Origin of the sequence: Thalassovita sp. (genome assembly GCF_034670005.1) — a bacterium.
GTDB lineage: Bacteria > Pseudomonadota > Alphaproteobacteria > Rhodobacterales > Rhodobacteraceae > Thalassobius.
The window spans coordinates 255,980-281,413 of the sequence record NZ_JAXMOH010000002.1; the positions used below are offsets into that span (position 1 = coordinate 255,980).

Here is a 25,434-nt window from a genome sequence, read left to right on the forward strand (position 1 = left end):
CCGATAATACCGCCACGCCAAACGCCATCGGGTCATTGTGATAGCTGTCCAAAGTGCCTAGATAGGCGGCAACGCCCTTGATCATGCGGTGCCTTCCAGATGACAACCCCTTTCGATGAAGACCTTCCAACCCGCCGTCCGGGAATGTTCGCCCGGCTGCGGTCCAGTTTCCTGACGGGGATTGTTGTCATTGCGCCGGTCGGCTTGACGATCTGGTTCCTATGGTCGTTTGCCGGCTGGGTCGACAGTTTCGTTTTGCCGCTGGTTCCTGAAAGGTTTCAGCCGGAAAAATATGTCGGCATCAACCTGCGCGGCGTCGGCATTCTCTTTTTCTTGTTCTTCACCATACTGGTCGGCTGGATTGCCAAGGGACTGATGGGCCGGTCGCTGATCCGGTTCGCGGAATCTCTGGTCCAAAGGATGCCGGTGGTCCGGTCGATCTATTCCGGCGTCAAACAGATCGCAGAAACTGTATTCACACAGTCCGAACGCAGCTTTGAGAAAGCCTGTATGGTCGAATACCCGCGCAAAGGCATCTGGGCCATCGGCTTTGTGTCCACCGAGGCAAAAGGCGAAGTCGCCGCCCGCGCCGGTCATCCGGATGATGATGATCTGCTCAGCGTTTTCGTTCCGACCACGCCAAACCCGACTTCAGGCTTCCTGCTGTATTTTCCGAGCGCGGATGTGATCGAACTCGACATGACTGTAGAAGATGCCGCCAAATTGGTGATTTCGGCGGGTCTGGTCTATCCCAGCGACAAGAAAAAAGCCGGTGAAAAGAAACAACCCAAACCGATCGCAAACAAAGCCTAGCCGAACATCGCGTTCAGATCGACGCTGCTGCGCGTGTTCAGATCGTCGAAATGGGTTTCAAGGAACTGATCCGCCGCTTTCCGCCCCGCCGATTTCAGCTTGAGCAGGACAAACGGGCTGGGCAGCATTTTCGTGCTCACAGAAAGTTCATTCATCAACGCATCGTCTGCGATCATGTGGATATTCAGACGCGCCATACCGTGTTTCGGATCTCCGTTTTGGCTTTCCAGCTTCTGCGCATAGGAAATCACCCGCAATTCCCGCAGTAACGATGTATTGAAGCTGATTTCATTGATTCGGTTGTTGATCTGCTGCGGTGTGACCGGAATCTCGTCGCGTTGCAGCGGATTGATGTTCACGATCAGAATGTCGTCGGGCAGTTCCGTCGCAAACAGCGGAAACAGCGCTGGATTGCCGGTGTAGCCGCCATCCCAATAGACATCCACCTTTCCGGTTTCGGGGTCCTCGATCTCGACCGCCTGAAATATTGTCGGCAAACAAGATGATGCGAGCAGAACATCGGTTGAGATTTCTTTTCCCGAAAACACCCGCACCGCGCCGCTACGCACATTGGTGGCCCCGATGAACAAGCGCGGGCCGATGTCGCAACAGACCTTGTCATAATCGAATTCCCGCGCGACCGGTTCCAGCGGGTTGCTGTAAAACGGACCATACCCGTAGGGGGATGTCATCCGCGACAGGGTTTCCGCAAATGCGTACGGAAAGGAAAGTTCCATCGCCGCGTTCAGAAATCCGGCATCGGGAAACAGATCGGCCATCCAACCGGTCATCCGCATGTCCTGAATGGCGCCGAGCCGCGTCCAGAGCCAGTTCAGTCGCCCCACCGCGCCCTTCGCGCCGTCTTCAACCCACCCCGCCTTAAGCGCCGCCCCGTTCATCGCTCCGGCCGACGTGGCCGAGATCGCAGCAATTTCCAGATCGGGATGTTCCAGCAGTCGCTCCAACACCCCCCAGGTAAAAGCACCATGAGCCCCGCCGCCCTGCAGGGCCAGATTGATCCGTTTCTTCGTCATCCGATCACCCTACCCCAGTGCAGCCATTTCAGTATTGATCGAATACACCCGGCAGGGGCCATGCGTCCCTACCGGGTGCGCCGGCGTCAAAGCGCGGTCCAGCCGCCATCGACGCTGATCGTGGTGCCGGTGATCTGCGCCGCCGCGTCCGAACACAGGAACACGGTCGTCCCGCCCAGTTGTTCCACGGTGGCGAATTCGCGGCTCGGCTGGCGTTCCAGCATGACCTTCTTGATCACCTCTTCGCGGCCCATGCCGTATTTTTCCATCGTATCGGGGATCTGCGCCTCGACCAGCGGGGTCAGCACGTAACCCGGGCAGATCGCATTGCAGGTGATCGGCTCTTCTGCGGTTTCCAGCGCGGTTACCTTGCTCAGCCCGACCACCCCGTGCTTGGCCGCAACATAGGCCGATTTGAACGGTGACGCAGTCAACCCGTGGGCCGAGGCGATGTTGACCACCCTGCCCCAGCCCGCTTTGCGCATCATTGGCAAAGCAGCGGCGGTGGTGTGAAAGGTAGATGACATATTGATCGCAACGATCGCATCCCATTTTTCCACCGGAAACTCTTCAATCGGTGCCACATGCTGAATCCCGGCGTTATTGACCAGAATATCGCAAACCCCGGCCTGTTCGATCAGTGCCCGGCACTCTGCGGATTTCGACATGTCTGCCTTGATATAGCGGGCGGTGATGCCGAATTCCTCAGCGACCTGCCGCGCCAATGCGTGATCTTCCTCCCGGTCGGTAAAGGAATTCAAAACGATATCCGCCCCGGCCCGCGCCAATTCCCGCGCCACGCCCAGACCGATACCCGAATTCGACCCGGTGACTACCGCAGTCTTGCCTTTCAATGCCATGACCCTCAGATCCTCCTGTCATTATGCATCTGCAGCATACATGACCGAAGCGGCGCTGGCGATTAGGTGAAAATACAAAAAAAACGCCGGCACGAAGCCGGCGTTAAGTTATTGAGGCAGGTTTCATACAGGCAAGAAACCTATCGAGCAGTGACTCCTTTATAAGCCTTCCCGCGCTCGCTTCCAAGCTAAAAAATTGAATTGGGCTGAATCCACCGATAGGCTAAGTGATAAGAAACAAAGGGCTGAGCAGGATTGTTGCCAAAATGCGACCACTGATTTTCCACCCGCTGAGACGGCTGGGTTGCGCTTTCGCGCTTGTTTTGCTGGGGTCCGCGCTTGCCGCCGACCCGGCACACGGAATCGCCATGTATGGCGAACCGGCACTGGCTGCAGATTTTCAATCTTTACCCTATGCCAACCCCGATGCCCCCAAGGGTGGCCGTCTGGTCGAAGGAACCACGGGCGGATTCGATTCGCTCAACCCGTTCATCCGCAAAGGCACCGCCCCCTGGATGCAGCGATTCCTTTGTTTCGAATCACTTATGGGGCGCAATTGGGACGAACCGTTTTCGCTTTATGGGCTGCTCGCCGAATCGATCGAGCTGCCCGCAGACCGCTCCTGGGTCGAATTCACCTTGCGCCCCGAGGCTCGTTTTTCCGATGGCAGCCCGGTCACCGTCGAAGACGTGATCTGGTCCTTCGAAACCCTCGGCACCGAGGGCCATCCCCGCTATTTGGGTTTTCACGGTAAAATCGACAAGATCGAACAGACCGGGCCACGGAGCCTGAAGATCAGCTTTAACACCACGGACCGTGAGTTGGCGCTGATCGCCGGGCTGCGCCCGATCTTGAAAAAGGCGCAATGGCAGAACCGGGATTTCGCCGCCTCGACCCTGCATGACATCCCGATCGGATCAGCCCCATACGTGATCGGCGAATATGAACAGGGGCGTTTCGTCAGCTTTCGCCGCAATCCTGATTACTGGGGCAAGAACCTGCCATTGCGCCGGGGCACCGCCAACCTCGATGAAATCCGGTTGGAATTCTTCGGCGATGACAGTGTCATGTTCGAAGCCTTCAAAGCCGGCGTCCTGACAGCCCACCGCGAATTCAACGCCGAAAAATGGGCCGCACAATATGATTTTCCCGCTATTACCTCCGGCAAGATGGTGAAATCGGAAATCTCCCATCAGCGCCCGACCGGCATCACCGGCTATGCGATGAACATCCGGCGCGCACCGTTTTCCGATTGGCGGGTGCGGCAGGCAATGCTGCTGGCCTTTAATTTCCCCTATATCAACGCCACCGTGACCGGAGACCGTCAAAGCCGTATCACCTCCTATTTCTCCAATTCCGAACTAGGATTTCGGCCTGGTCCGGCAGAAGGCAAAGTGCGCGATCTGCTCCTGCCCTTTGCAAACAGCCTGCCTCCCGGCACGCTGGATGGCCCCGCCCTGCCCAAAGGCGATAGCTCGCCGCGCAATCGCGGCGATCTGCGCAAGGCGGTAAAGCTGCTGGAACAGGCCGGATGGACGGTACAGAACGGTCAATTGGTCAATTCCATCGGCACACCATTCCGGTTTGATTTGTTGCTGCGGCAAGGCGATCATAGCGGTCAGGCCGTGATGTCGATCTACCGCCAGGCGCTGCAACGGCTCGGGATCGACATGACGATCTCCACCGTTGACAATGCCCAATATGCAGCCCGCGAAAGAAGTCAGGATTTCGACATGATCCCGATCCGTCGCGACCTTTCGCTCAGCCCCGGGAATGAACAAAAGCTCTACTGGGGCAGCGCGGGCGCAGATGCCCAAGGCTCTCGCAACCTGCCCGGCATCAAGAATCCCGCTATCGACGCGATGATCGATACCATGCTGCAGGCGACCGACCGGCAGGATTTCATCGCCGCCACCCGCGCGCTCGACCGGGTGCTGACCGCCGGGCGGTATGTCATTCCGATCTGGGGCTTCGGCCCCGACCGCATCGCACATGACGCGTCTCTCGCCTATCCCGACACCATTCCGATCTATGGCGCCCGCTATACCTGGATGCCGGACCTGTGGTGGGTGAAAAACTAGGCTTTCTTCTTGGTAAAAATACTCCCGCCGGAGGCAATCCCGAGGCAGAGGCCGCAGGCCGGAGCCGAGACAGAACTGCGCGCGGCCTTGGGCCGCGCCCAATCTTTCAACCGCTCATGCCAGCGAAGTCACCCATAGGATTGTGGCGTCATCCGCGCTGACCGACACCACGTTATGGCCCATCGTCGCATCGTAATAAGCACTGTCACCACGGCGCATTTCGACCGGTTCGTAGAATTCAGTATACAGCCGGACCACCCCGGTCAGCACATAGAGGAACTCCTCGCCATCATGGCGGACCCAGCCGTCGAATTCACCCATCGACCGTGCCCTCACCCGGGCACGATAGGGCAGCATCTGTTTCTTGGTCAGCGCGGAGGCGAGCAATTCATGCTCATAGGTCACGGTGGCCTGCGCCACACCTTCCTCCGCCCGTGTCACCGCCATGCGCCCGTTCACCTTTTCCCGGCTCGGCGGGGTGAACAGTTGCGGCACCGAAATTCCCAACCCGGTCGCCAGTTTCTTCAGCGCCTCGTAGGTCGGAGACATCTGGCCGTTTTCGATCTTCGAAAGTGTCGACCGCGCCAACCCGGCCTGGCCTGCCGCCTGTTCCAGTGTCAGCCCACGCGATTTGCGAAGCTCGCGCACCCGCGTGGGCAAGTCGAGCGGTTCCGGCACCGCCTCGGTCCCGCTTTCGCGGGCGATACGGATCAGGGATTTTGGGTCGCGGTCCTCGGTCATGCAGCTTTCATAGCAGTACTGCGATTTCTTGCAACGGGCGGCAGCTGTGTTTAGATCAACGCCATGATTGCCATTTTCGATAAAGGCGCGCCCGCGCCCTGCCCCGAACCGTTCAACCTAGCGGCCCATGTTCTGGCCCATGCCGAAGATCTGCCTGACAAGATCGCACTGGCCGTACTGTCGCCGACCGGGTCGGACCGATGGAGCTATGCCAAATTGCAAGCCGCAGTGCTGGGCACCGCCACCGGATTGCTGCAAAAAGGATTCAAACCGGGCGACATCCTATTGATGCGACTGGGAAATACCGTGGAATTTCCTATTGCCTATCTGGCCGCGATCGCAGTCGGTCTGGTGCCGGTGCCGACATCTTCGATGCTGACTGCGCCGGAGGTTGCGAAAATGGTGGCGCAACTGTCGCCGGCAGGCATCCTTCACGATGCCGGTGTGGCCTGTCCGGACGATACCGGGTTACCGGTGATCGATACAGACGAATTACTGGCGATGCGCGCTCTGCCGCCCGCCGATTACGCAATGGGCGATCCGAACCGGCTGGCCTATATCATCTACACCTCGGGCACCTCGGGCAATCCGCGCGCGGTCTGCCATGCCCATCGCGCGATCTGGGCCCGGCAGATGATGCATGACGGATGGTACGGGTTGAGCCGGACCGACCGTCTGCTCCATGCGGGCGCCTTCAACTGGACCTTCACTCTGGGCACCGGCTTGATGGACCCGTGGAGCGTCGGCGCCACCGCGCTGATCCCCGCCAAGGACGTCCCGATTGATGCGATTCCGCTTCTCCTGAAACGTCACGACGCAACTATTTTTGCTGCGGCACCGGGGGTTTACCGTAAACTTCTCAATCATCACGGCAGCATGGACCTGCCCAAGCTGCGGCACGGATTGGCGGCTGGCGAAAAACTGTCCGTCGCGCTCCGCAACACCTGGCGCGCCACCACTGGCAAAGAGATTTTCGAAGCTTACGGCATGTCGGAATGCTCCACCTTCATTTCCGCCAGTCCAGACAGTCCTGCCACGGACGGATCGTTGGGACGCCCGCAAAAGGGCCGTCGCATTGCCATTCTGGGTCCCGACGGGCCGGTTGAACGCGGCGTGGAAGGCACCATCGCCATTGACCGCAACGATCCCGGTCTGATGCTGGGTTATTACGGTGCACAAGAAGAAACCGAAGCCCGGTTTCAGGATGGCTGGTTCATGACCGGCGATCACGGTGCGATGCGCGATGACGGACAAATCGACTATGCCGGGCGCGGGGATGACATGATGAATGCAGGTGGCTATCGCGTCTCGCCTCTGGAAGTGGAAACAGCGCTGCACCACTGCCCCGGAATTCGTGACATCGGCGTAACGGATGTGGAAATCAAACAGGATACAAACATCATCGTCGCCTTCTACACCGCCGATGCCCCGCTGCCAGAGGACGCGCTGAACGCCTTCGCGCAGCAAAACCTGGCCCGGTACAAGCAACCGCGCGCCTGGGTTCGATTGGACAGCCTGCCGACCAATCCGAATGGCAAGCTGTCGCGTAAAGCCCTGAAACCACTGTTTTCGACCGCCGCAAAGCAAATTTAGACCGCCGCCCCTTTCCAGAGGCTGTAATTCGTCCTAGTTGGGGGCGCATAACAAAGGACGTGAATGATGGAAAAAGCGGTCAAGCTCGATATTGTTTCAGACCCGATCTGCCCGTGGTGCTATATCGGTAAGACCTATCTGGACCGGGCGCTGGAGCAGCGCCCCAACCATCCTTTCGTCATTGAATGGCATCCGTTCCAGCTCAACCCCGACATGCCGCGCGAAGGCGTGGACCGGCGCAGCTATCTGGAAAACAAATTCGGCGGCAAGGACGGCGCGATCAAAGCGTATATGCCCGTGGTCGAACACGCCGAACAGGCAGGTCTGCAAATCAATTTCGACGCCATCGAAAAAACGCCAAATACGCTCGATGCGCATCGTCTGATCCGTTGGGCCGGGATCGAAGGTATGCAGACGGCGGTGGTTTCGGCGTTGTTCAAGGCTTATTTTCAGGACGGCCGGGATATCGGTGACCATGATACACTGGCCGATATTGCTGATAGTTGCGGCATGGATGCTGCTGTTGTACGCCGCTTGCTGGCGACGGATGCCGACGAACAGGAAATTCGTGACCGCGACAGCGCCACGCGCGAAATGGGGGTAAATTCGGTTCCCACTTTCATTGTCGCCAGCCAGCACGCGGTGCCCGGCGCGCAGGCAACCGACCTGTGGCTGAAGGTTATCGACGAAATCATGTCCAGTGCCCAAGGTTGAATGCACCGCGACGCGGTAGGTCTAAAACGGCAGAAAACCATCGGTCAGCAGATAGGACTTGATCGCCAGAAGCGGTTGATCACCCTCATAGGAAAAGACGAAAACATGCGCTTGGTCGTCATGCAGCGTCATCCTGCAGAATACCGTGTCGGGATCGAATTCTGCCGGACATCCTTCCAGATCGACATGATCCAACGCCTTTTCGAACGCTTCATAGACGAATGCGCCGCCCTCCAGGTAATACGGCCCCGTGGCGTGTTTTTCGCCCGGCCCAGACGCCAGCGCCATCCCGGAACCGGCCAATGTTGCGATCAAACCCGATAGGGCGAACAGTTTCTTTGACATGATCAGCCTCGCTCAGTAGCCAAATTTATTTCCTACTTTTTTTATCAGATACATTATGTCAGCACTAAGGGAATGCGACATCCCGCCCCGGTGATAGGTCCAATTCACATCATGCAAACACCGTAATCGTCCCATCTGGCCCCTTTTCACCGGCTGTGATAGCGCCAGAGAGACATTATCCGAAGGTTTCGCATGACACCCCGATCCCCCCTTTCCCGTGTTGAATTCATTGCTCTGTTGGCAATGCTTTTCGCAACTGTCGCCTTTTCGATAGATTCGATGCTGCCCGCCCTGCCCCAGATCGCGCTGGAACTTAGTCCCGAGAATGCGAACCGGGCACAATTGGTGCTGACCAGCTTTGTGCTTGGCATGGGCGTGGGGACATTTTTTACCGGTCCGCTATCCGACAGGTTTGGACGCAAACCGGTGATCTTGGCCGGGGCCGGACTGTATATTCTCGGGGCATTGCTGTGCTATGTGGCGCAGGGGCTGGAACTTGTATTGGCCGCACGTGTCATTCAGGGCCTTGGCGCTGCCGCGCCCCGGGTCGTTGGACTGGCTATTGTCCGCGACCTCTATGCCGGACGTGGTATGGCGCGGATCATGTCCTTTGCAATGATGGTATTCACCCTGGTCCCCGCTGTGGCGCCGCTGTTGGGGTCGTGGATTATCGAATTGTCCGGCTGGCGCAGCATCTTCCTTACCTTTGTCCTGTTCGCGCTGTTTTCCGCGGGCTGGCTTGGCTGGCGGCAACCGGAATCGCTGCCCAGAGACGCCCGCCGTCCGCTGCATCTGCAAACCCTTTGGAAAGCGGTTCTGGAAATGTTTGTCCACCCGACCGTACGCTATTCCATTCTGGCGCAAACGCTGTGCTTTTCATTGCTCTTCATGTCGATTAGCTTGATTCAGCCAATCTTTTTTGACGTTTTCGATCAGGGCGATCATTTCACCTATTGGTTTGCAGGCATGGCACTGATTTCCGGTTCGGCCAGCCTTCTCAATGCAGCTCTGGTCATGCGGTATGGGATGCGGGCGCTGGCGACACTGGCGCTTGGCACACAAATGGTGCTTTCAGTGCTGATGACGGTGATCTGGCTTGCCGGGCTGCGCGGTGACCCGATGTTCTATATCTTCCTGGTCTGGATGACCTCGATTTTCTTTCAGGTTGGCCTGACTCTGGGCAATCTCAACGCCATCACGATGGAACCGTTGGGCCATATCGCGGGTACTGCGGCCAGTGTCAGTGGTGGCCTTGCCACCGTCATTGGCGCCGCTATCGCAGCACCGGTGGGGCTTGCCTTTGACGGCACGCCCTTGCCGCTGTCGATCGGCATCGCGATTGCGGCCGGGCTGGCATTTGTCACATTGCAACATATGCGCAGGCTCGAAATCCGCGGCTTTGCCTGACCCGTTTTCAAGCAAACCGAGAGGCTATCTCACATTTACGGTATACAATCGCATACAGTAATTGATCCAAGTCCATTTTCCGTCTATGACGGCATCGACGCATCCGTTTCGGTCCCGCGCAAAGGAGCCCCCCATGTCGAAGATCAAGGTAGATAATCCCATCGTCGAAATGGACGGTGATGAAATGACCCGCATCATCTGGCATTTTATCAAGGACAAGCTGATCTTGCCCTATCTCGACATTGATCTGCTTTATTACGATCTGGGCATCGAGGAACGCGACCGGACCGATGATCAGATCACTATCGACGCTGCGCTGAAAACCAAAGAGGTCGGCGTCGCGGTCAAATGCGCCACCATCACCCCGGACGAAGCCCGGGTCGAAGAATTCGACCTGAAACAGATGTGGAAATCGCCTAACGGCACCATCCGCAACATTCTTGGCGGCGTGGTGTTCCGCACACCGATCATTTGCCGCAACGTACCCCGGTTGGTGCCGGGTTGGACCAAACCTGTCGTGGTGGGCCGCCATGCCTTTGGCGACCAATACAAGGCAACGGATTTCCATTTCCCGGGCGCGGGTAAGCTGACGATGAAATTCGTCGGAGAAGACGGCACCGAGATTGAACGCGACGTTTATGACGCCCCTTCGGCGGGCGTATTCATGGGGATGTATAATCTCGACAGTTCGATCATTGATTTCGCCCGTGCGTCGCTCAACTACGGGCTATCGCTGAAATGGCCGGTCTACCTGTCTACCAAGAACACCATCATCAAAGCCTATGATGGCCGGTTCAAGGACCTGTTTCAACAAGTCTATGAGGAAGAGTTCGAAGACCGGTTCAAAGAGGCCGGTATCTGGTACGAACACCGGCTGATCGACGATATGGTCGCCTGCTGTCTGAAATGGTCCGGCGGCTATGTCTGGGCCTGCAAGAATTATGATGGCGATGTGCAATCTGATACCGTTGCGCAGGGCTATGGATCGCTCGGTCTTATGACCTCGCAACTGATGACGCCCGACGGCAAGGTCGTCGAAGCCGAAGCCGCACATGGCACCGTCACCCGACATTACCGTCAGCATCAGGCGGGTGAAGCAACCTCGACCAACTCGATCGCCTCGATCTATGCCTGGACCGGTGGGTTGAAACACCGCGCCAAGCTAGATGAAAACACCGCCCTTATGACCTTTGCCGAGACACTGGAAAAAGTGATCGTCGATACGGTCGAAAGCGGATTTATGACCAAGGACCTGGCCCTGCTGGTCGGGCCCGATCAAGGGTGGCTGACCACGATGGGGTTCCTCGAAAAGATCGATGATAATCTGAGCAAAGCTTTGGCTGGCTGACGCTTGCCGGGCAGGGATATGCCCCTGTTTGCGGTTTTGATTGTTTTGCTTGCACTCGCACGGGTTTTCTGGTCGCTACTGGACGCACGATCCTGACTTTCGGGATTGGTACATTGCGCGTTAGAATTTTAGGACACCTATGCCCAAAACATATCTTATTCTATTGGCGGCGGTGGCCACCGAAACCATCGGCACAACTTCGTTGCAAGCCAGCCAGCAATTCAGCCGGCTGTTGCCGTCACTATTGGCGATCGCGGGCTATGGGTGCAGTTTCTGGCTGTTGTCCCTGACCCTGAAGGCACTGCCAGTCGGTATCGTCTATGCGCTCTGGTCCGGCTTGGGCATCATCCTGATTGCCCTGATCGGTTTTGTGATCTTCGGCCAGAAACTGGACCTTGCCGCGGTGCTGGGCATGGGTCTGATCCTGGCCGGGATCCTTGTCATCAACCTGTTTTCAAACACAGGTCATTCGTGATCAGGACGGCGCGCGAAGCCGCTTGATCAGGCTGGACGTGTCCCAACGCCCACCGCCGAGCGCCTGCACATCCTTGTAAAACTGATCGACCAGCGCGGTCACCGGCAGCGAGGCGCCGATTTCATCAGCGGTCGACAGGCAGATGCCCAGATCCTTGCGCATCCAGTCCACCGCGAAGCCATGTTCAAACTGATTGTCGATCATGGTTTCATAGCGGTTCACCATCTGCCAGCTCCCCGCCGCGCCGCCGCCGATCACGTCGACCACCGCGCGCCCATCCAGACCCGCCTTTTCAGCAAAGTTCAATCCTTCGGACAGGCCCTGAACCAGCCCGGCAATGCAGATCTGATTGACCATTTTGCACATCTGACCCGCGCCGCTTTCGCCTAGCCGTTTACAAAGCTTGGCATAAGCGTCGATCACCGGCTCGGCTTTGGCATAGGCATCTTCTTCGCCGCCGCACATCACCACCAGCTGACCGTTTTCCGCCCCGGCCTGACCGCCGGACACCGGACCGTCGACAAAGGACAGACCCTGATCCTTTGCCGTGGCGCTCAATTCGGTGGTCACCTTGGCCGACACGGTGGTATGGTCGATAAAAATCGTCCCTGCAGCCATGCCCGCGAAAGCCCCGTCTTCGCCAAGGCAGACCGCGCGCAAATCGTCGTCATTACCAACGCAGGCCATGACAAAATCACAACCTTCCGCAGCCTCTTTCGGCGTTTGCGCCATCTGGCCGCCATGTTCGGAAACCCATTTTTCCGCCTTTGCAGCCGTACGATTGTAAACCGTGACTGTATGACCGGATTTTTGCAGATGTCCCGCCATGGGATAGCCCATCACACCCAGACCCAGAAAAGCTACTTTCGCCATATTCGCCCCCAATTGTTTGTCTTTCCCTAGGTTTGTGGCTAGCTATCGGCGCGAAGGCAAGGGTGAACTGGATCAAATCATGACGATGCTATTCAAATGGCTGATGCGGCTGACGAGCGGAATGATCGTGATCGCCCTGTTGATCCTGCTGGCGGTCTATTATCTGGCATCGCGATCATTGCCCGAATATGACAAGTCCCTATCCGTCACCGGCCTGTCCGCCCCGGTCGAAATTGTCCGCGACCACGCCAATGTGCCGCATATTTTCGGGCAGAGCGACGCAGATGTATTTTTCGCGCTCGGCTATGCCCACGCGCAGGACCGTCTGTGGCAAATGGTGACACTGCGCCGCACGGTTCAGGGCCGCCTGTCAGAAGTGTTCGGCTCCAGGACCTTGGCCATAGACAAAACGATGCGCCGTCTGGACCTATATACACTGGCGCAAAAATCGGTGTCAGCACAGGACGCGCGCAGCCGCATGGCTCTTGATGCTTACGCCAACGGCGTCAATGCCCGACTTGACGAGATCAACCGCGAAGCGCTGGGACGCGGCGCGCCCGAGATGTTCTTGTTCGATATGCCGGTCGCCCCCTGGCAGCCCGCCGATTCCGTTGCGATGATCAAACTGATGGCGCTGCAACTGAGCGGCCATTTGGATACCGAAGTGCTGCGTGCGCGGGTGTCGCTTCTGCTCGACAATTCCGATCGGCTATCCGACCTGCTGCCCGATGCACCCGGTAGCGGTGTCGCCGCGCTGCCCCGCTATGCCAGCCTGTTTGACGCGGGCCTGCCGCAATTCGCCGCGACCACGCCATTGCCACAAAACCCGTTGTCTCCGTTCCATCGGCGTGACTTCGCCGGCGCCTCGAATGCCTGGGCCGCTGCGGCCAGCCGATCCGCCGCCGGAGGAACCCTGATCGCCAATGACCCACATCTGAATTTTTCCGCCCCCGGCACCTGGTATCTGGCCCGGTTGCAACTTTCTCAGGGCGGTGTGATCGGTGCCACTATTCCCGGCATTCCCGCCATCCTGACCGGTCGTTCCGGTGATCTGGGCTGGGGCATCACCGCGTCTTATCTCGATGATCAGGACGTGTTCATAGAAAAACTGAACCCAGACAATCCAGAAGAATACCTGACACCTGAAGGCTACAAACCCTTCGTGACCCGCAAGTCGATCATCGAAGTGGCCGATGCCAAACCGCTAACCCTGACCCTGCGCTGGACCGAAAACGGCCCTGTTCTGCCCGGCACGATGTTCGATCTGGGCACGATCACCCCGAAGGATCATGTCGCTGCACTAAGCTGGACCGCGCTCAGCCCGCAAGACAGTTCAATCAGCGCCGCGATTGGCCTGATGTATGCGCATACCGTGCAACAAGCGATCGAGACCGGCGAATTGATGGTCGCCCCGTCGCTGAACCTGACCTTGGCGGATCATGATCAGATCGCCCTGAAGATGCTGGGCGCAATGCCGCGCCGCTCGGCCAAACACCAAAGTCAGGGCCGCCTGCCCTCGCCCGGTTGGATCGCTGACAATCGTTGGCAGGGACGGCATTCCTATGCCGCCAATCCCGAATTCGTCAATCCGATTGGGGGCATTGTCGGCAATACCAACAACAAGATCGTCGATCGTCCATTTCCCCTCCATGTCTCGTTTGACTGGGGCGACACCCAGCGTATACAGCGCTGGCAAAGACTGATGCAGTCGCGGCAGGTCCATACCCGCGACAGCTTCATTGAAACCCAGCTCGACACGGTCAGCCCCGCCGCGCGCACCCTGCTACCGCTGATCGGGGCCGATCTTTGGTTCACCGGTGAAGCCGCGCCCGAGGGGACACCGGAACGGCGGCGCCAGCAGGCACTTGCGCTTCTGGCCAACTGGAATGGCGAAATGAACGAACATCTGCCAGAACCTTTGATCTACGCGGCCTGGGTCCGGGCCCTGCAGGACCGTCTGATCCGTGACGATCTGGGACCGCTGGCCGATAGGTTCCTCCATGTCGAACCCCTGTTCATCGAACGGGTATTCCGCGATGTGAACGGGGCTGCCAAATGGTGCGACGTGATCCAAAGCGCCCCAATCGAAACCTGCACCGACATGGCGCGGCTGGCGCTGGACGATGCGCTTTTGTGGATCGGCGAACAATATGGCACCACTCTCGAAAGCCTGCGTTGGGGCGATGCGCATCAGGCCGCCCATGATCACCCGACCCTTGGTGAAGTGCCGGTGCTCAAAAGCTTCGTCAACATTCACCAATCCACCAGCGGCGGCGATCAGACGCTGATGCGTGGGGTAAGTTCAGGCAAGGGAGATAAACCCTTTCAAAACGTGCATGGCGCGGGATATCGCGGCGTCTATGATTTTGCCGACCCTGACAGTTCGGTTTTCATCACCGCAACAGGACAATCCGGCCATTTCCTGTCGCGTCATTACGACGATCTGGGCGAACTGTGGCGGCGCGGTGAATACATCCCGATGTCGCTGGACGAAAATTTGGCCCGCGCTGCAGCCGTTGGGGTCACCCGGCTCAATCCCAGATAGTCGCACCTTACCACGCAACAACCACCCCTTCGGGACCAGCTAAGTCACACCACCACGCCTTCGGGCTTTCAAGGTAATGGGCGATGTGGCGCTTTCGACTCTATGCCAACCACACAGGTCAGATTTTCGTTGCAATACCTGCCTCTCTTGGGGTCTGCTCAACTAACCTGAAACAGAGAGAGCCATATGAGTTCTGCTGAAGAAAGCCAGCAAAGCCTCGCAATCGTAAGATCGGCGTTGGAACATATCGAAGAAGGCATCTCGGTCGTTGATGCAAACCTAAGGCTCGTCGCCCTCAATGAAAGATGCCTTGAAATTCTGGACTTTCCTGTTGAACTCTCGATACCGGGAACCGATTTCGCCGATTTCATGCGCTATAATGCCGAGCGGGGTGAATATGGCGAAGGAGATATCGAAGAGCTCGTGGCCGAACGCGTCACCCAGGCAAAGAAATTCGAACCCCATTCCTTCGAACGTGTCCGCCCGGATGGAACCGTTATCCGGGTGACCGGGACACCTTTGCCCGAAGGGGGATTTGTAAGCGTTTTCAAAGATGTAACGACGGAACGTCAGCGCGAGGCCGAACTCGAGCGTCGTGTCCAATCCCGTACCACGGAATTGCGCCAGAACGAAACGCGGTTTTCGTTAATCGCGAATGAGGTAACGGCGGGGATCGTGCTTCTGGATACGAACTTGGTGTTCAAATACGTCAACCGGGGCTTTTCCCAACCTTACGGCGTCACCCCCGAATCCATACTCGACAAGCAAGCGCAGGAGGTTTTGTCGCCCAAAACTTTCAAGGAATCATTACCTCGGTTTAACAAGGCGTTAGCCGGGGAATCTGTGCAATACGAAACCGAAGAGTACTTATTTGATGATCGCCGTCTGATTGTACGCTGTTACCTTCGGCCTGAGATTTCGGATGATGGACAGGTGACGGGGTTTTACTTGCTGATCGTCGACATGACGCGGCAAAGAGAATCCGACCTCGCGCTTATCCGGGCGCAGAAAATGGAAGCTCTGGGCACGATGTCCGCAGGGATCGCACATGATTTCAATAATCTGCTGACAATCATCCTGGGCAACCTGAACCCGCTCGAAGAAGCGATGAGTGATGACCGATTGCGGCAGGAGTACCTGGAGCCAGCCATCGCGGCAGCCAGCCGGGGCAATGATCTGACAACCCGCCTGCTTAGCCTGACCAAGCAGACGAAATCCGTACCTCAACCGATCAAGGGATCAGACGCGATATCGAGCACGCTCAAGATTCTTTCCGCATCTTTACCCAGCGACATTCAGTTGAAAGGCCCGGACGGTCCCCAAACGCATTGGATCCGCGTCGACCGGGGACAACTGGAAATGGCGCTGATCAATCTCGCAGTCAATGCCAGCGAAGCAATTTCCGGCCCAGGCCAAATCGCGTTTTCCTGTGGCGAAACCGTCCTCGAGCAGACACGAGCCCAATCGCTCAAAGTGAATCCGGGTCGCTATTTCCAGATCAAGGTCAGCGATACCGGCCACGGCATGAGCGAAGACGTGGCACAACGAATTTTCGATCCGTTCTATTCGCGCAAGCCGGATAAGGGGTCCGGGCTGGGACTGGCCATGGTCTATGCGTTTGCCGAAATGTCGGGTGGTGCGATCTCGGTAACCAGCAAGGTCGACAAAGGCACGACCTTCACTCTGTATTTGCCATTGATGGATCCGCAGGATGAAGAGGCCGGTCAGAGCGATGTTGAGGAAGAAGGCAAGGCAGACCTGGAAGGCATGCACGTGCTGCTGGTCGAAGATAACTCGCTTGTGCGCGACGTGATGCGACGACAGCTTCAGGCGCTTGGCGCTCAGATCAGCGAAGTGGGATCGGCAGAAGAGGCAGTGGAACTGATCAATTCGGAAGCGTCCTTCGCGCTGGTGCTGTCCGACATATCGCTGACCGGAAAGATGACCGGGATCGACCTGCGCGGGGTAATCAACAAGCAACGCGCCGACCTGCCGGTGATCCTGATGACGGCCCACGGCGCTGGAGACGTGGTGGGACCGGATACCGGGACGGGACAGGTGTTGCAGAAACCCTTCAAGAATAATCAGTTGGAGAAAGCGTTGCTCCGCGCCCTGTCGCCCGGCCCCTGACAGGTCTGGATTACAAGTCGCGAAACCGCTTTTCCTGCCGCGCGGTCCAACGCACTGTCAGATCGAACCCCGTTTCGGTCTGCTTCTCCGTTTCGACCACCTCCTGATCGAACAGCCAGGCCCGCTTGCGTCCCTCGGAAAACTTCAGCGAAACCTCGCTGAGATGGGTTTCGTTGGCCAATTGTTCGCTGATCGCCTGCATCAGCTCCGGGATGCCTTCGCCGGTGATTGCCGACAGGGTGAAAATCCTGTCGTCTCGCGCCGCCCGTTGTTGCAGCGCACTGCGCTGATCGTCGGGCAACAGGTCAATCTTGTTCCACAGCTCCAGCACCGGCACTTCGGGGTCAGTGCCAAGCGATTCCATGATCTCCAGCACGTTGCGGCATTGGTTTTCTGTTTCAGAATGGGAAATATCGCGCACATGCAGGATCAGATTGGCGCTCAGCACCTCTTCCAGTGTGGCGCGGAACGACGCGACCAGTTCGGTCGGCAGATCACTGATAAATCCCACCGTGTCAGACAGGATCACCTCGGGGCCGCCCTCGGGCAGATCGACCCGTCGCATCGTCGGATCCAAAGTGGCAAAGAGCATGTCTTTGGCCATAACCTCGGCGCCGGTCAGCCGATTGAACAGGGTCGATTTTCCCGCGTTCGTATACCCCACCAAGGCCACAACCGGGAACGGCACCTTGGCGCGGGCGGACCGGTGCAACTCTCGCGTTTTGACCACCTTGTCGAGCTGGCGGCGCAACCGAACCAGTTGTTCATCAATGGCGCGCCGGTCGGCCTCGATCTGGGTTTCGCCGGGACCGCCGACGAAACCAAGCCCGCCGCGCTGACGTTCCAGGTGGGTCCAGGCCCGCACCAGCCGGGTACGCTGATATTTCAACGCTGCCATTTCGACCTGCAACACGCCTTCGCGCGTCCGCGCCCGGTCCGAGAAAATCTCCAGGATCAGCCCGGTCCGGTCCAGCAGCTTGACACCCCACGCCTTTTCCAGATTGCGTTGTTGCACCGGTGTCACCGGGCCATCTACCAGCACCAGTTCGACATCGGCCGCCTGAATGCGGGCCTTCAGTTCCTCGATCTTGCCGGTTCCGAATAACAATCCCGGATGCGGCCGTTGCAGCCGGACGGTTTCTGATCCGACAACGTCCAGATCAGGCAGCGCCGCAGCCAACGCAACGGCCTCTGCCAGCGCGTCGGGCGCCGGTCGACGTTTCACATCGGATTTCAGGTCGGGATGCAGAACCCAAGCCCGGGTCGCTTCCCGTTCATGCGTTTCCAATTAGCTATCTTCACCATCGTAAAGGTTGATCGGTTGCGACGGCATAATCGTCGAAATAGCGTGCTTATAGACCAATTGAGATTGCCCGTCGCGCCGCAATAGGACGCAAAAATTGTCGAACCAGGTTATAACACCCTGCAATTTGACGCCGTTGATCAAGAAAATCGTCACGGGAATCTTTGTCTTCCGCGTGTGGTTCAAGAAAGCATCTTGTAAATTTTGCTTATCGGAAGCCATTCAAAGTTACCTTTGTTTTTTGTTCTTGGTGCCGCAGTCGGCGTCCCTTTTCAGCTATCAAGGCTCACTATGTCGTGGCCTTTGCCGAGTTTCCAGCCCAAAAACAGTCTGTTATGCATCTTTAACGGGCCAATTGGCTATCGTCGCCACACATCGCTGCTGAGCAAAGCGATGATTGCAAGCATTTCAAGCCGTCCCAGAATCATTCCGCCGCAAAATACCAGCTTGGCCACCGGGGCCAGATCGGCCAGCACGATTTCGGTCTCTGGCGCGATCGAGATCAGTGGCCCGGTGGTCGACAGCGCTGACACCGCCAGCACGATCGCGTTTTCAAAACTTGAACCGAAACCGGCAAAAACCATCGCCAGAGCGGTCAGCGACAGCGCAAACAGCATGAAAAATATCCAGGCGATATAGGCGCCCTGTTTGCGCACACGCCGGGAATGGCCGACCGACCGACCGACCGAAGACGGATGCACCAGCCGTTCCATTTCCCTCAAGCCGTTGAGATAAAGCGCCCAGACCCGCAGCAGCTTGACCCCGCCGGCCGTGGTGGCCACGCCGCCGCCGATCATCGCCAGTCCGAGGAAAATCAAACCGGGCGTATCAAGCCCTGACCAATCCCGCGCGGTTTCCCAATGGGCGCTTTCAAACCCGGTCGTGGTCAAAAACGACAAAGTGGTGAACACTCCGCCCCATAGTGCCCGCAACGCCAAGACCAGATTTTGTTCATCGTCGGTGGAATAGGTGGCAAGCCAGTGGCGCAGAAACAACAACAACGGCACCGCAATCACGATCATCAGACCCAGCCGGAATTCCGGGTCCTGCCGGATGCTGCGCCGATTGGTGTTCAATGTGTCGGTGGAAAACGTCAGCCGAGACAGCGCAAATAGCATAAACAGGGCCATCACCGCTTCGCCCGTGATGGCAGAACCACCGTTCTGCGCCCCGCCAACAGGAGATATCCCGCTGGTCGCCATCACTGACATGGCATGGCACAGCGCCACCAACGCGTGATCGCCACTAATCGCCAGCATGATCCACAGCGCCAGTGTCAGACCGGCATAAACCGGGAAAAGCTGCGCAGTTACCCGCACTATACGACGCTGCGGATCGGCGCGCTCAAATCGGCCATGCATCTGGTCGCTTTGCCCCGGGGCCGCCGTCGCGGTCACTTCGAAGCCTCCAAGGTTAAGCGGTGCCAAAATCGCTGCTGCGGAAACCCACATCAGCAAACCACCCATCCAGCCGACCAGCGCCCGCCACAGATGCAGTGTCGGACTCAGACGCTCCGGATCGAACAATGTCGCCCCTGTCGTTGTCAGGCTCGACACCATTTCGACATAGGCATTGAGATAGCTGGTGGTGCGTAACGCTTCGTGAAAAGGCAAGGCCAGTTGCAAAGGCAGCAGGCTGAACCCGGCGAACAGCGCCAGCAAATTGCCCATTTCTCCGCGCCGCCTTGTACGGGATGACATCGCTAGCGCCACCATCATCACCAACAGCAGGCCAAGTACCCCGGCGTAAAAGAAACTACGCGCCTCGAAATGGCTGCCCAGCAATCCGGCATGCAGCGCTGGGAGGAACATCGAAAACGATGCGATCCCCATCAGCAAAAGAAACAGGGGCTGGTTGAGAATGCGCTCGGTCATCGTCAGAAGAAATCGATCGAAACCTGAAGCAGGCGTTCGACCTCGGGGACGTCACTGGCCATGGAAAACAAAGCAACCACGTCACCTTCTTCGATCCGGGTATCCGCGCCAGGCTTGACCACCTTGCCACCCTTCAGAATGCCGCCCACCAACACGCCTTCGGGGAAATCAATGTCGCGGATTTTCTGTCCTGCTAACGGCGATGTCGACAACACCTCGGCCTCGATCATCTCTGCTTCGGCATCACCTATGGAATAAACTTCCAGCACCTTCCCGTGCCGGATGTGGCGCAGGATCGAACTGACCGTGGTGGCGCGCGGGTTGACGAAGGCGTCGATCCCAAGCGGCGCCATCATCGGCACCAGGGTGGGATCGTTCACCAAGGCAATCGCCATCGGGCAGCCTTCTGCCTTGGCGCGAACCGCCGCCAGCATATTTGTCTTGTCATCATCTGTAACGCAGAGAACCGCATCGGCGCGGTCGATATTGGCTTCGGCCAATAGCGTCGCATCCAATCCGTCGCCATGCAGCACGATGGTTTTTTCCAGCGTGTCGGCGGCTTTTTCAGCGATCTTGCGACTGCGTTCGATCACCTTGGCACGAATCCGGTCGGTCTGTTCCTCCAGCGCCAGCGCCACCGACAAACCGACATTGCCGCCGCCAATGATCACGACGCGTTCCCGCTTCTTGGACACCTTTCCGAAAATTTCCATCGTCCGCGGAATATCTTCGTTAACGGAAAAAACGTAGCATTCGTCGCCGACGAAAATCTGATCATCGGGTTCGGGGGCAAACAGCCTTCCGTCGCGTCGGATACCCACCACGATGGTGCGCAGAGTGGAAAACAGATCGCTCAACTGGCGCAGTGGCGTATTCACCACCGGGCACTCTTCCTTGATCGAAATGCCAAGCAAATGCGCCCTGCCGCCCAGAAATTTTTCCGTATCGAAGGCGGCAGGCGACGCGATCCGCTGCAACGCCGCCTCGGCTACTTCGCGTTCAGGGCTGATCACCACATCAATCGGCAGGTGATCACGACGATAAAGATCGGAATAGATCGCGGTCAGATAACTTTGCGAGCGCAACCGGGCGATTTTACGCGGGATCGAAAACACCGAATGCGCCACCTGACAGGTCACCATATTGACCTCGTCCGAATGGGTTGCGGCGATGATCATATCGGCATCGCGTGCCCCAGCCTGTTCCAGAACGTCCGGATAACTGGCAAATCCCGCGATACCCTGTACGTCCAGAGTATCGGTGGCCCGCCGCACCAGTTCAGGATTGTTGTCGACTACGGTGACATCGTTTTTTTCGCCGGAAAGGTGACGCGCGATTTGCCAGCCGACCTGTCCCGCCCCGCAGATAATGACTTTCATTGCCCCCGGTCCTCTGCTTTCAGAGGCATTGGATGGCACGCCCCAGTTAAATGGTCAATTGATTTGTCAAATTGCCCCCAAGGTCACACAATCCTGCGGCAGGAGGAGATCACGCATGACACGATTCGTCCTTTTTCCGCTCGTTGCGATAGTGATGGCAGGATGCGCGCCCTTGGGGCTTTATTACCGCGAAGGCGCCGAAGTATCCGCCATGAACAGCGATTTGACCGATTGTCAGGTCAGCGCCCTGAAAAAGGTGCCGGTGGCGCAGGAACTCCGCCATACGCCGGTTCGGGTGGTGCCGATCCAGCAATGCGATGCCAATGGCGCAAACTGCATCCGCGATTATGAAATCGTCGGCGGCGATCCCTATACGGTCGATGTGAACAAGGACCTGCGCAAAAAAGTCGAAGCCCAATGCATGGCCAACAAGGGCTATCAATGGGTCGAATTGCCCGCCTGCACTTCATCCGTCGCGTCAGCCGCATCTAAACAGGTGACCCGCATCCTGCCCAAGCTTTCGGCCAAATCCTGCGCCATCAATCGCGGCGAAGGCCATTGGCAGATCGTGACGCCGGGCTAGGTGCCAACGCCGGTTAATTGGGGTTGAGAGCCGCACACGCCAATTCAAGCAGCCGGTCCACTTCGGCGCTCATCGGCAAGGCGCGGTCCAGCACCATGTCGAGCGACACCCATTGTGCCTCTTGTGCATCGTCTGCAGCGACCGGAACACCACTGTCGTAATGGCACAAGACAGCGACCAGATAAAAATGATGCATCAACGCACCGTCTGCGCCACGCCGGATCAGATCGATCCCGCGCAAAACCGGCCCGGCCTCGGCCCGGATCGAAGTTTCTTCGCGCAATTCCCGGATTGCCGCTTGCTGTACCGTTTCACCGGCTTCGACATGACCGCCGGGATACCCCCACAGCCCGGCATCGGGTTTGTTACGGCGGCGCACCAGCAAAACCTCTGCGCCCCGCACCACCACCGCCAAAGCGCCAAGTGTCGGACGCACCGTCACTCTGCCGCAACCTTCCTGCCATCCAGCATCGCCTTCAGGTAATGCCCGGTATGGCTGCGCGTTTCCTTGGCGACTTGTTCAGGTGTTCCAATAGCAACGATTTCACCGCCACCATCTCCGCCTTCGGGGCCGATATCAATAATCCAGTCGGCGGTCTTGATCACGTCCAGATTATGTTCGATCACCACCACCGTATTGCCCTGATCAACCAATTCATGCAGCACTTCCAACAGCTTGCGTACGTCTTCGAAATGCAGACCCGTGGTCGGCTCATCAAGGATATACAAAGTCCGACCGGTCGATCGCCGCGCCAGCTCTTTCGACAGCTTGACCCGCTGCGCTTCGCCTCCAGACAGGGTCGTGGCCTGCTGACCGACCTTGATATAGCCCAGACCAACCCGCATCAACGCATCCATCTTTTCCCGGATTGACGGCACCGCCTGGAAAAATCCCTGCGCATCTTCCACAGTCATATCAAGCACATCGGCGATGCTCTTGCCCTTGAACTTGACCTCCAGAGTCTCGCGGTTATAGCGCGCGCCCTGACAGGTTTCGCACGTCACGTAGACGTCGGGCAGGAAATGCATTTCGATCTTGATCACGCCGTCGCCCTGACAGGCCTCACAGCGCCCGCCCTTGACGTTAAAACTGAACCGGCCGGGTTTATAACCGCGTGCCTTGGCCTCGGGCAGACCGGCAAACCAGTCGCGGATCGGGGTGAAGGCGCCAGTATAGGTGGCCGGGTTCGACCGCGGCGTGCGACCAATCGGGCGCTGGTCGATGTCGATCACCTTATCGAGATGTTCCAGCCCCTTTATCGTCTCGCAGGGCGCTGGCGTCTGCCGCGCCCCGTTCAGCCGCATCGAAGCGGTCTTGAACAACGTCTCGATGGTCAGGGTCGATTTCCCGCCCCCTGACACGCCGGCAACACAGACGAATTTGCCCAGAGGGAATTCAGCGGTCACATCGCGCAGGTTATTGCCGCTGGCCTTGACCACTGTCAGGGTCTTACCATTGCCCTCGCGCCGTTCCGCCGGAACGCTGATTTCGCGCATGCCACTCAGGTATTGGCCGGTCAGGCTGGCCGGGTCGTTGGCGATTTCCTCGGGCGTCCCTTGCGCCACGATGTGTCCCCCATGCACCCCGGCCCCGGGACCAATATCAAAGACATAATCGGCCTCTCTGATCGCCTCTTCGTCATGTTCGACCACGATCACCGTGTTACCCTGATCGCGCAGGTTCTTCAGCGTCCCCAACAGCCGGTCGTTATCGCGCTGATGCAACCCGATGGAGGGTTCATCGAGCACATATAAAACCCCGGTCAAACCGCTGCCGATCTGGCTGGCCAGCCGGATCCGCTGACTTTCGCCGCCCGACAGGGTGCCGCTGTTGCGGCTCAGCGTCAGGTATTGCAGACCGACATTGTTCAGAAATCCCAACCGTTCGCGGATTTCCTTCAGAATGGCGCGGGCGATTTCGTTCTTCTGATCGGTCAGATGATCGGGAACGGATTTGCACCAGTCATAGGCTTCGCGGATCGACATCTGCACCACCTGACCGACATGAATCCCGGCGATTTTGACCGCCAGCGCCTCTTCACGCAACCGGTAGCCACCGCAGGCCCCGCAGGGGCGGTTGTTTTGATAACGTTCGAATTCTTCCCGCACCCAGTTGGAATCGGTTTCGCGGTATCGCCGTTCCATATTCGGGATCACACCTTCGAAAACACGCTTGACCTGATAGACCCGGCCGCCTTCGTCATAGCGGAACTGGATTTCTTCGTCTCCCGAGCCCCGCAAAAACACCTGCTGAACCTTCTTTGGCAGATCCTTCCAGCGGGCGTTGGTATCAAACCCATAATGCTTGGCAATCGCTTCGATAGTTTGCAGGAAATAGGGAGATTTCCCCTTGCGCCATGGGGCCAGCGCGCCATCGTAAACCTTCAGGTTCTGATCCGGCACCACCAGCCGTTCGTCGAAAAACAGCTCCATGCCCAACCCGTCGCAGTCCGGGCAGGCCCCAAACGGCGCGTTAAACGAAAACAGTCGCGGTTCAATTTCAGAAATCGTGAAGCCGCTGGTGGGACAGGCAAATTTTTCGCTGAAAGTGATCCGTTCGGGATCGCCCTCTTTCGGCGCGGTTTCCAGAACTGCGATGCCATCGGCGAGGTCCAAAGCGGTACGGAAACTGTCGGCCAACCGGGTTTCCAGCCCCTCGCGCACCACGATCCGGTCAACCACCACGTCAACATCGTGGCGGTATTTCTTGTCCAGTACGGGCGGTTCGTCCAATTCGTAGAATTCGCCATCCACCTTGATCCGCTGGAACCCTTGTTTCCGAAGCTCAAGAAATTCTTTCTTATATTCGCCTTTGCGATCGCGCACGATCGGAGCCAGCAGATAGGCGCGGGTGCCCTCCTCCATCGTCATGACACGGTCGACCATGTCCTGCACCTGCTGCGCCTCGATCGGCAATCCGGTGGCGGGGCTGTAGGGCGTCCCGACCCGCGCGAACAACAACCGCATGTAATCGTAAATCTCGGTCACCGTGCCGACGGTCGAGCGGGGGTTTTTCGACGTGGTTTTTTGTTCGATGGAAATCGCCGGGCTCAGCCCGCTGATATGATCGACATCGGGCTTTTCCATCATATCGAGGAATTGCCGTGCGTAGGCCGACAGGCTTTCGACATAACGTCGCTGCCCTTCTGCATAGATCGTGTCGAAGGCCAGCGAAGATTTGCCTGACCCCGAAAGACCGGTAATCACCACCAGCTGATCGCGCGGAATATCCACGTCGATATTTTTCAGATTGTGTTCGCGCGCGCCGCGCACTTCGATTTTCTTCAGCTCAGCCATCTCAGCCCCCGGTGTGACTGGACAAGAGATAGTTGAGAC

At 57.9% G+C, this 25,434-nt stretch carries 21 protein-coding genes; 10 read left to right on the top strand and 11 right to left on the bottom strand.

The genetic code is table 11. The features are described from left to right. Positions 1-99 precede the first annotated feature (99 nt). The gene (locus tag VOI23_RS05145) at positions 100-813 is read left to right on the top strand and encodes a DUF502 domain-containing protein (RefSeq protein ID WP_323782521.1); all 714 of its coding nucleotides are present in this window, start codon (positions 100-102) and stop codon (positions 811-813) included. Here VOI23_RS05145 and VOI23_RS05150 read toward each other — a convergent pair. Then, a complete protein-coding gene (locus VOI23_RS05150) occupies positions 810-1,847 on the bottom strand; it encodes a patatin-like phospholipase family protein (RefSeq protein WP_323782524.1) in 1,038 nt (345 codons plus the stop codon). The two genes, VOI23_RS05145 and VOI23_RS05150, sit on opposite strands and share 4 nt — an antisense overlap. A gap of 86 nt (positions 1,848-1,933) precedes the next feature. Then, positions 1,934-2,707 carry a 3-hydroxybutyrate dehydrogenase gene (locus tag VOI23_RS05155; protein ID WP_323782528.1) on the bottom strand — a complete coding sequence of 258 codons (774 nt, stop codon included), beginning with the start codon at positions 2,705-2,707 and terminating at the stop codon, positions 1,934-1,936. Between the two features lie 266 nt (positions 2,708-2,973). Between VOI23_RS05155 and VOI23_RS05160 the strand changes: the two genes are divergently transcribed. Further along, positions 2,974-4,788: an extracellular solute-binding protein gene (locus VOI23_RS05160; RefSeq protein WP_416376506.1), complete on the top strand. Its 1,815-nt coding sequence runs from the start codon at positions 2,974-2,976 to the stop codon at positions 4,786-4,788. Between the two features lie 114 nt (positions 4,789-4,902). Here the strand turns inward: VOI23_RS05160 and VOI23_RS05165 are convergent, their stop codons facing one another. Next, positions 4,903-5,529, bottom strand: a complete 627-nt coding sequence (locus tag VOI23_RS05165) for an XRE family transcriptional regulator (RefSeq protein ID WP_323782531.1) — start codon at positions 5,527-5,529, stop codon at positions 4,903-4,905. Positions 5,530-5,592: 63 nt separating this feature from the next. Between VOI23_RS05165 and VOI23_RS05170 the strand changes: the two genes are divergently transcribed. Then, positions 5,593-7,122, top strand: coding sequence for a class I adenylate-forming enzyme family protein (locus tag VOI23_RS05170; protein WP_323782534.1), 1,530 nt, complete (start codon positions 5,593-5,595; stop codon positions 7,120-7,122). A gap of 66 nt (positions 7,123-7,188) precedes the next feature. Continuing rightward, positions 7,189-7,836 carry a DsbA family oxidoreductase gene (locus VOI23_RS05175; protein ID WP_323782537.1) on the top strand — a complete coding sequence of 216 codons (648 nt, stop codon included), beginning with the start codon at positions 7,189-7,191 and terminating at the stop codon, positions 7,834-7,836. A 21-nt stretch (positions 7,837-7,857) separates the two neighbouring features. Here VOI23_RS05175 and VOI23_RS05180 read toward each other — a convergent pair whose 3' ends face one another. Beyond that, the gene (locus tag VOI23_RS05180) at positions 7,858-8,181 is read right to left on the bottom strand and encodes a hypothetical protein (RefSeq protein WP_323782540.1); all 324 of its coding nucleotides are present in this window, start codon (positions 8,179-8,181) and stop codon (positions 7,858-7,860) included. A gap of 192 nt (positions 8,182-8,373) precedes the next feature. On the opposite strand from VOI23_RS05180, the gene VOI23_RS05185 reads away from it, so the two are divergent. The 3 genes from VOI23_RS05185 to VOI23_RS05195 all read left to right on the top strand — a co-directional run bounded on the left by VOI23_RS05185 (position 8,374) and on the right by VOI23_RS05195 (position 11,411). Next, on the top strand, positions 8,374-9,588 hold the full coding sequence (locus VOI23_RS05185; RefSeq protein WP_323782543.1) for a multidrug effflux MFS transporter: 1,215 nt from the start codon (positions 8,374-8,376) through the stop codon (positions 9,586-9,588). Positions 9,589-9,721: 133 nt separating this feature from the next. After that, on the top strand, positions 9,722-10,936 hold the full coding sequence (locus VOI23_RS05190) for an NADP-dependent isocitrate dehydrogenase (RefSeq protein WP_323782546.1): 1,215 nt from the start codon (positions 9,722-9,724) through the stop codon (positions 10,934-10,936). A gap of 139 nt (positions 10,937-11,075) precedes the next feature. Further along, the gene (locus VOI23_RS05195) at positions 11,076-11,411 is read left to right on the top strand and encodes a DMT family transporter (RefSeq protein WP_323782549.1); all 336 of its coding nucleotides are present in this window, start codon (positions 11,076-11,078) and stop codon (positions 11,409-11,411) included. Here the strand turns inward: VOI23_RS05195 and VOI23_RS05200 are convergent, their stop codons facing one another. After that, positions 11,412-12,284 carry an NAD(P)-dependent oxidoreductase gene (locus VOI23_RS05200; protein ID WP_323782552.1) on the bottom strand — a complete coding sequence of 291 codons (873 nt, stop codon included), beginning with the start codon at positions 12,282-12,284 and terminating at the stop codon, positions 11,412-11,414. A gap of 79 nt (positions 12,285-12,363) precedes the next feature. Between VOI23_RS05200 and VOI23_RS05205 the strand changes: the two genes are divergently transcribed. Both VOI23_RS05205 and VOI23_RS05210 read left to right on the top strand, forming a co-directional pair. Beyond that, on the top strand, positions 12,364-14,829 hold the full coding sequence (locus tag VOI23_RS05205; protein ID WP_323782555.1) for a penicillin acylase family protein: 2,466 nt from the start codon (positions 12,364-12,366) through the stop codon (positions 14,827-14,829). Between the two features lie 186 nt (positions 14,830-15,015). Beyond that, positions 15,016-16,959, top strand: a complete 1,944-nt coding sequence (locus VOI23_RS05210; RefSeq protein WP_323782558.1) for a PAS-domain containing protein — start codon at positions 15,016-15,018, stop codon at positions 16,957-16,959. Positions 16,960-16,969: 10 nt separating this feature from the next. On the opposite strand, the gene hflX is transcribed toward VOI23_RS05210, so the two are convergent. The 4 genes from hflX to trkA all read right to left on the bottom strand — a co-directional run bounded on the left by hflX (position 16,970) and on the right by trkA (position 21,515). Then, a complete protein-coding gene (gene hflX, locus VOI23_RS05215; protein WP_323782562.1) occupies positions 16,970-18,247 on the bottom strand; it encodes a GTPase HflX in 1,278 nt (425 codons plus the stop codon). Further along, entirely contained in the window at positions 18,248-18,484 is a 237-nt protein-coding gene (hfq, locus tag VOI23_RS05220) for an RNA chaperone Hfq (protein WP_323782565.1), read from the bottom strand. Positions 18,485-18,621: 137 nt separating this feature from the next. Then, on the bottom strand, positions 18,622-20,136 hold the full coding sequence (locus VOI23_RS05225) for a TrkH family potassium uptake protein (RefSeq protein ID WP_323782569.1): 1,515 nt from the start codon (positions 20,134-20,136) through the stop codon (positions 18,622-18,624). 2 nt (positions 20,137-20,138) lie between these two features. Next, on the bottom strand, positions 20,139-21,515 hold the full coding sequence (gene trkA / locus VOI23_RS05230) for a Trk system potassium transporter TrkA (protein WP_323782572.1): 1,377 nt from the start codon (positions 21,513-21,515) through the stop codon (positions 20,139-20,141). 115 nt (positions 21,516-21,630) lie between these two features. On the opposite strand from trkA, the gene VOI23_RS05235 reads away from it, so the two are divergent. Continuing rightward, positions 21,631-22,098 carry a hypothetical protein gene (locus tag VOI23_RS05235; protein ID WP_323782575.1) on the top strand — a complete coding sequence of 156 codons (468 nt, stop codon included), beginning with the start codon at positions 21,631-21,633 and terminating at the stop codon, positions 22,096-22,098. 13 nt (positions 22,099-22,111) lie between these two features. Here VOI23_RS05235 and VOI23_RS05240 read toward each other — a convergent pair whose 3' ends face one another. Together VOI23_RS05240 and uvrA are read right to left on the bottom strand one after the other, a co-directional pair. Further along, on the bottom strand, positions 22,112-22,540 hold the full coding sequence (locus VOI23_RS05240; protein WP_323782578.1) for an NUDIX hydrolase: 429 nt from the start codon (positions 22,538-22,540) through the stop codon (positions 22,112-22,114). Further along, positions 22,537-25,395: an excinuclease ABC subunit UvrA gene (gene uvrA, locus VOI23_RS05245; protein WP_323782581.1), complete on the bottom strand. Its 2,859-nt coding sequence runs from the start codon at positions 25,393-25,395 to the stop codon at positions 22,537-22,539. Before uvrA ends, VOI23_RS05240 begins: the two co-directional genes overlap by 4 nt. Positions 25,396-25,434: the final 39 nt, after the last annotated feature.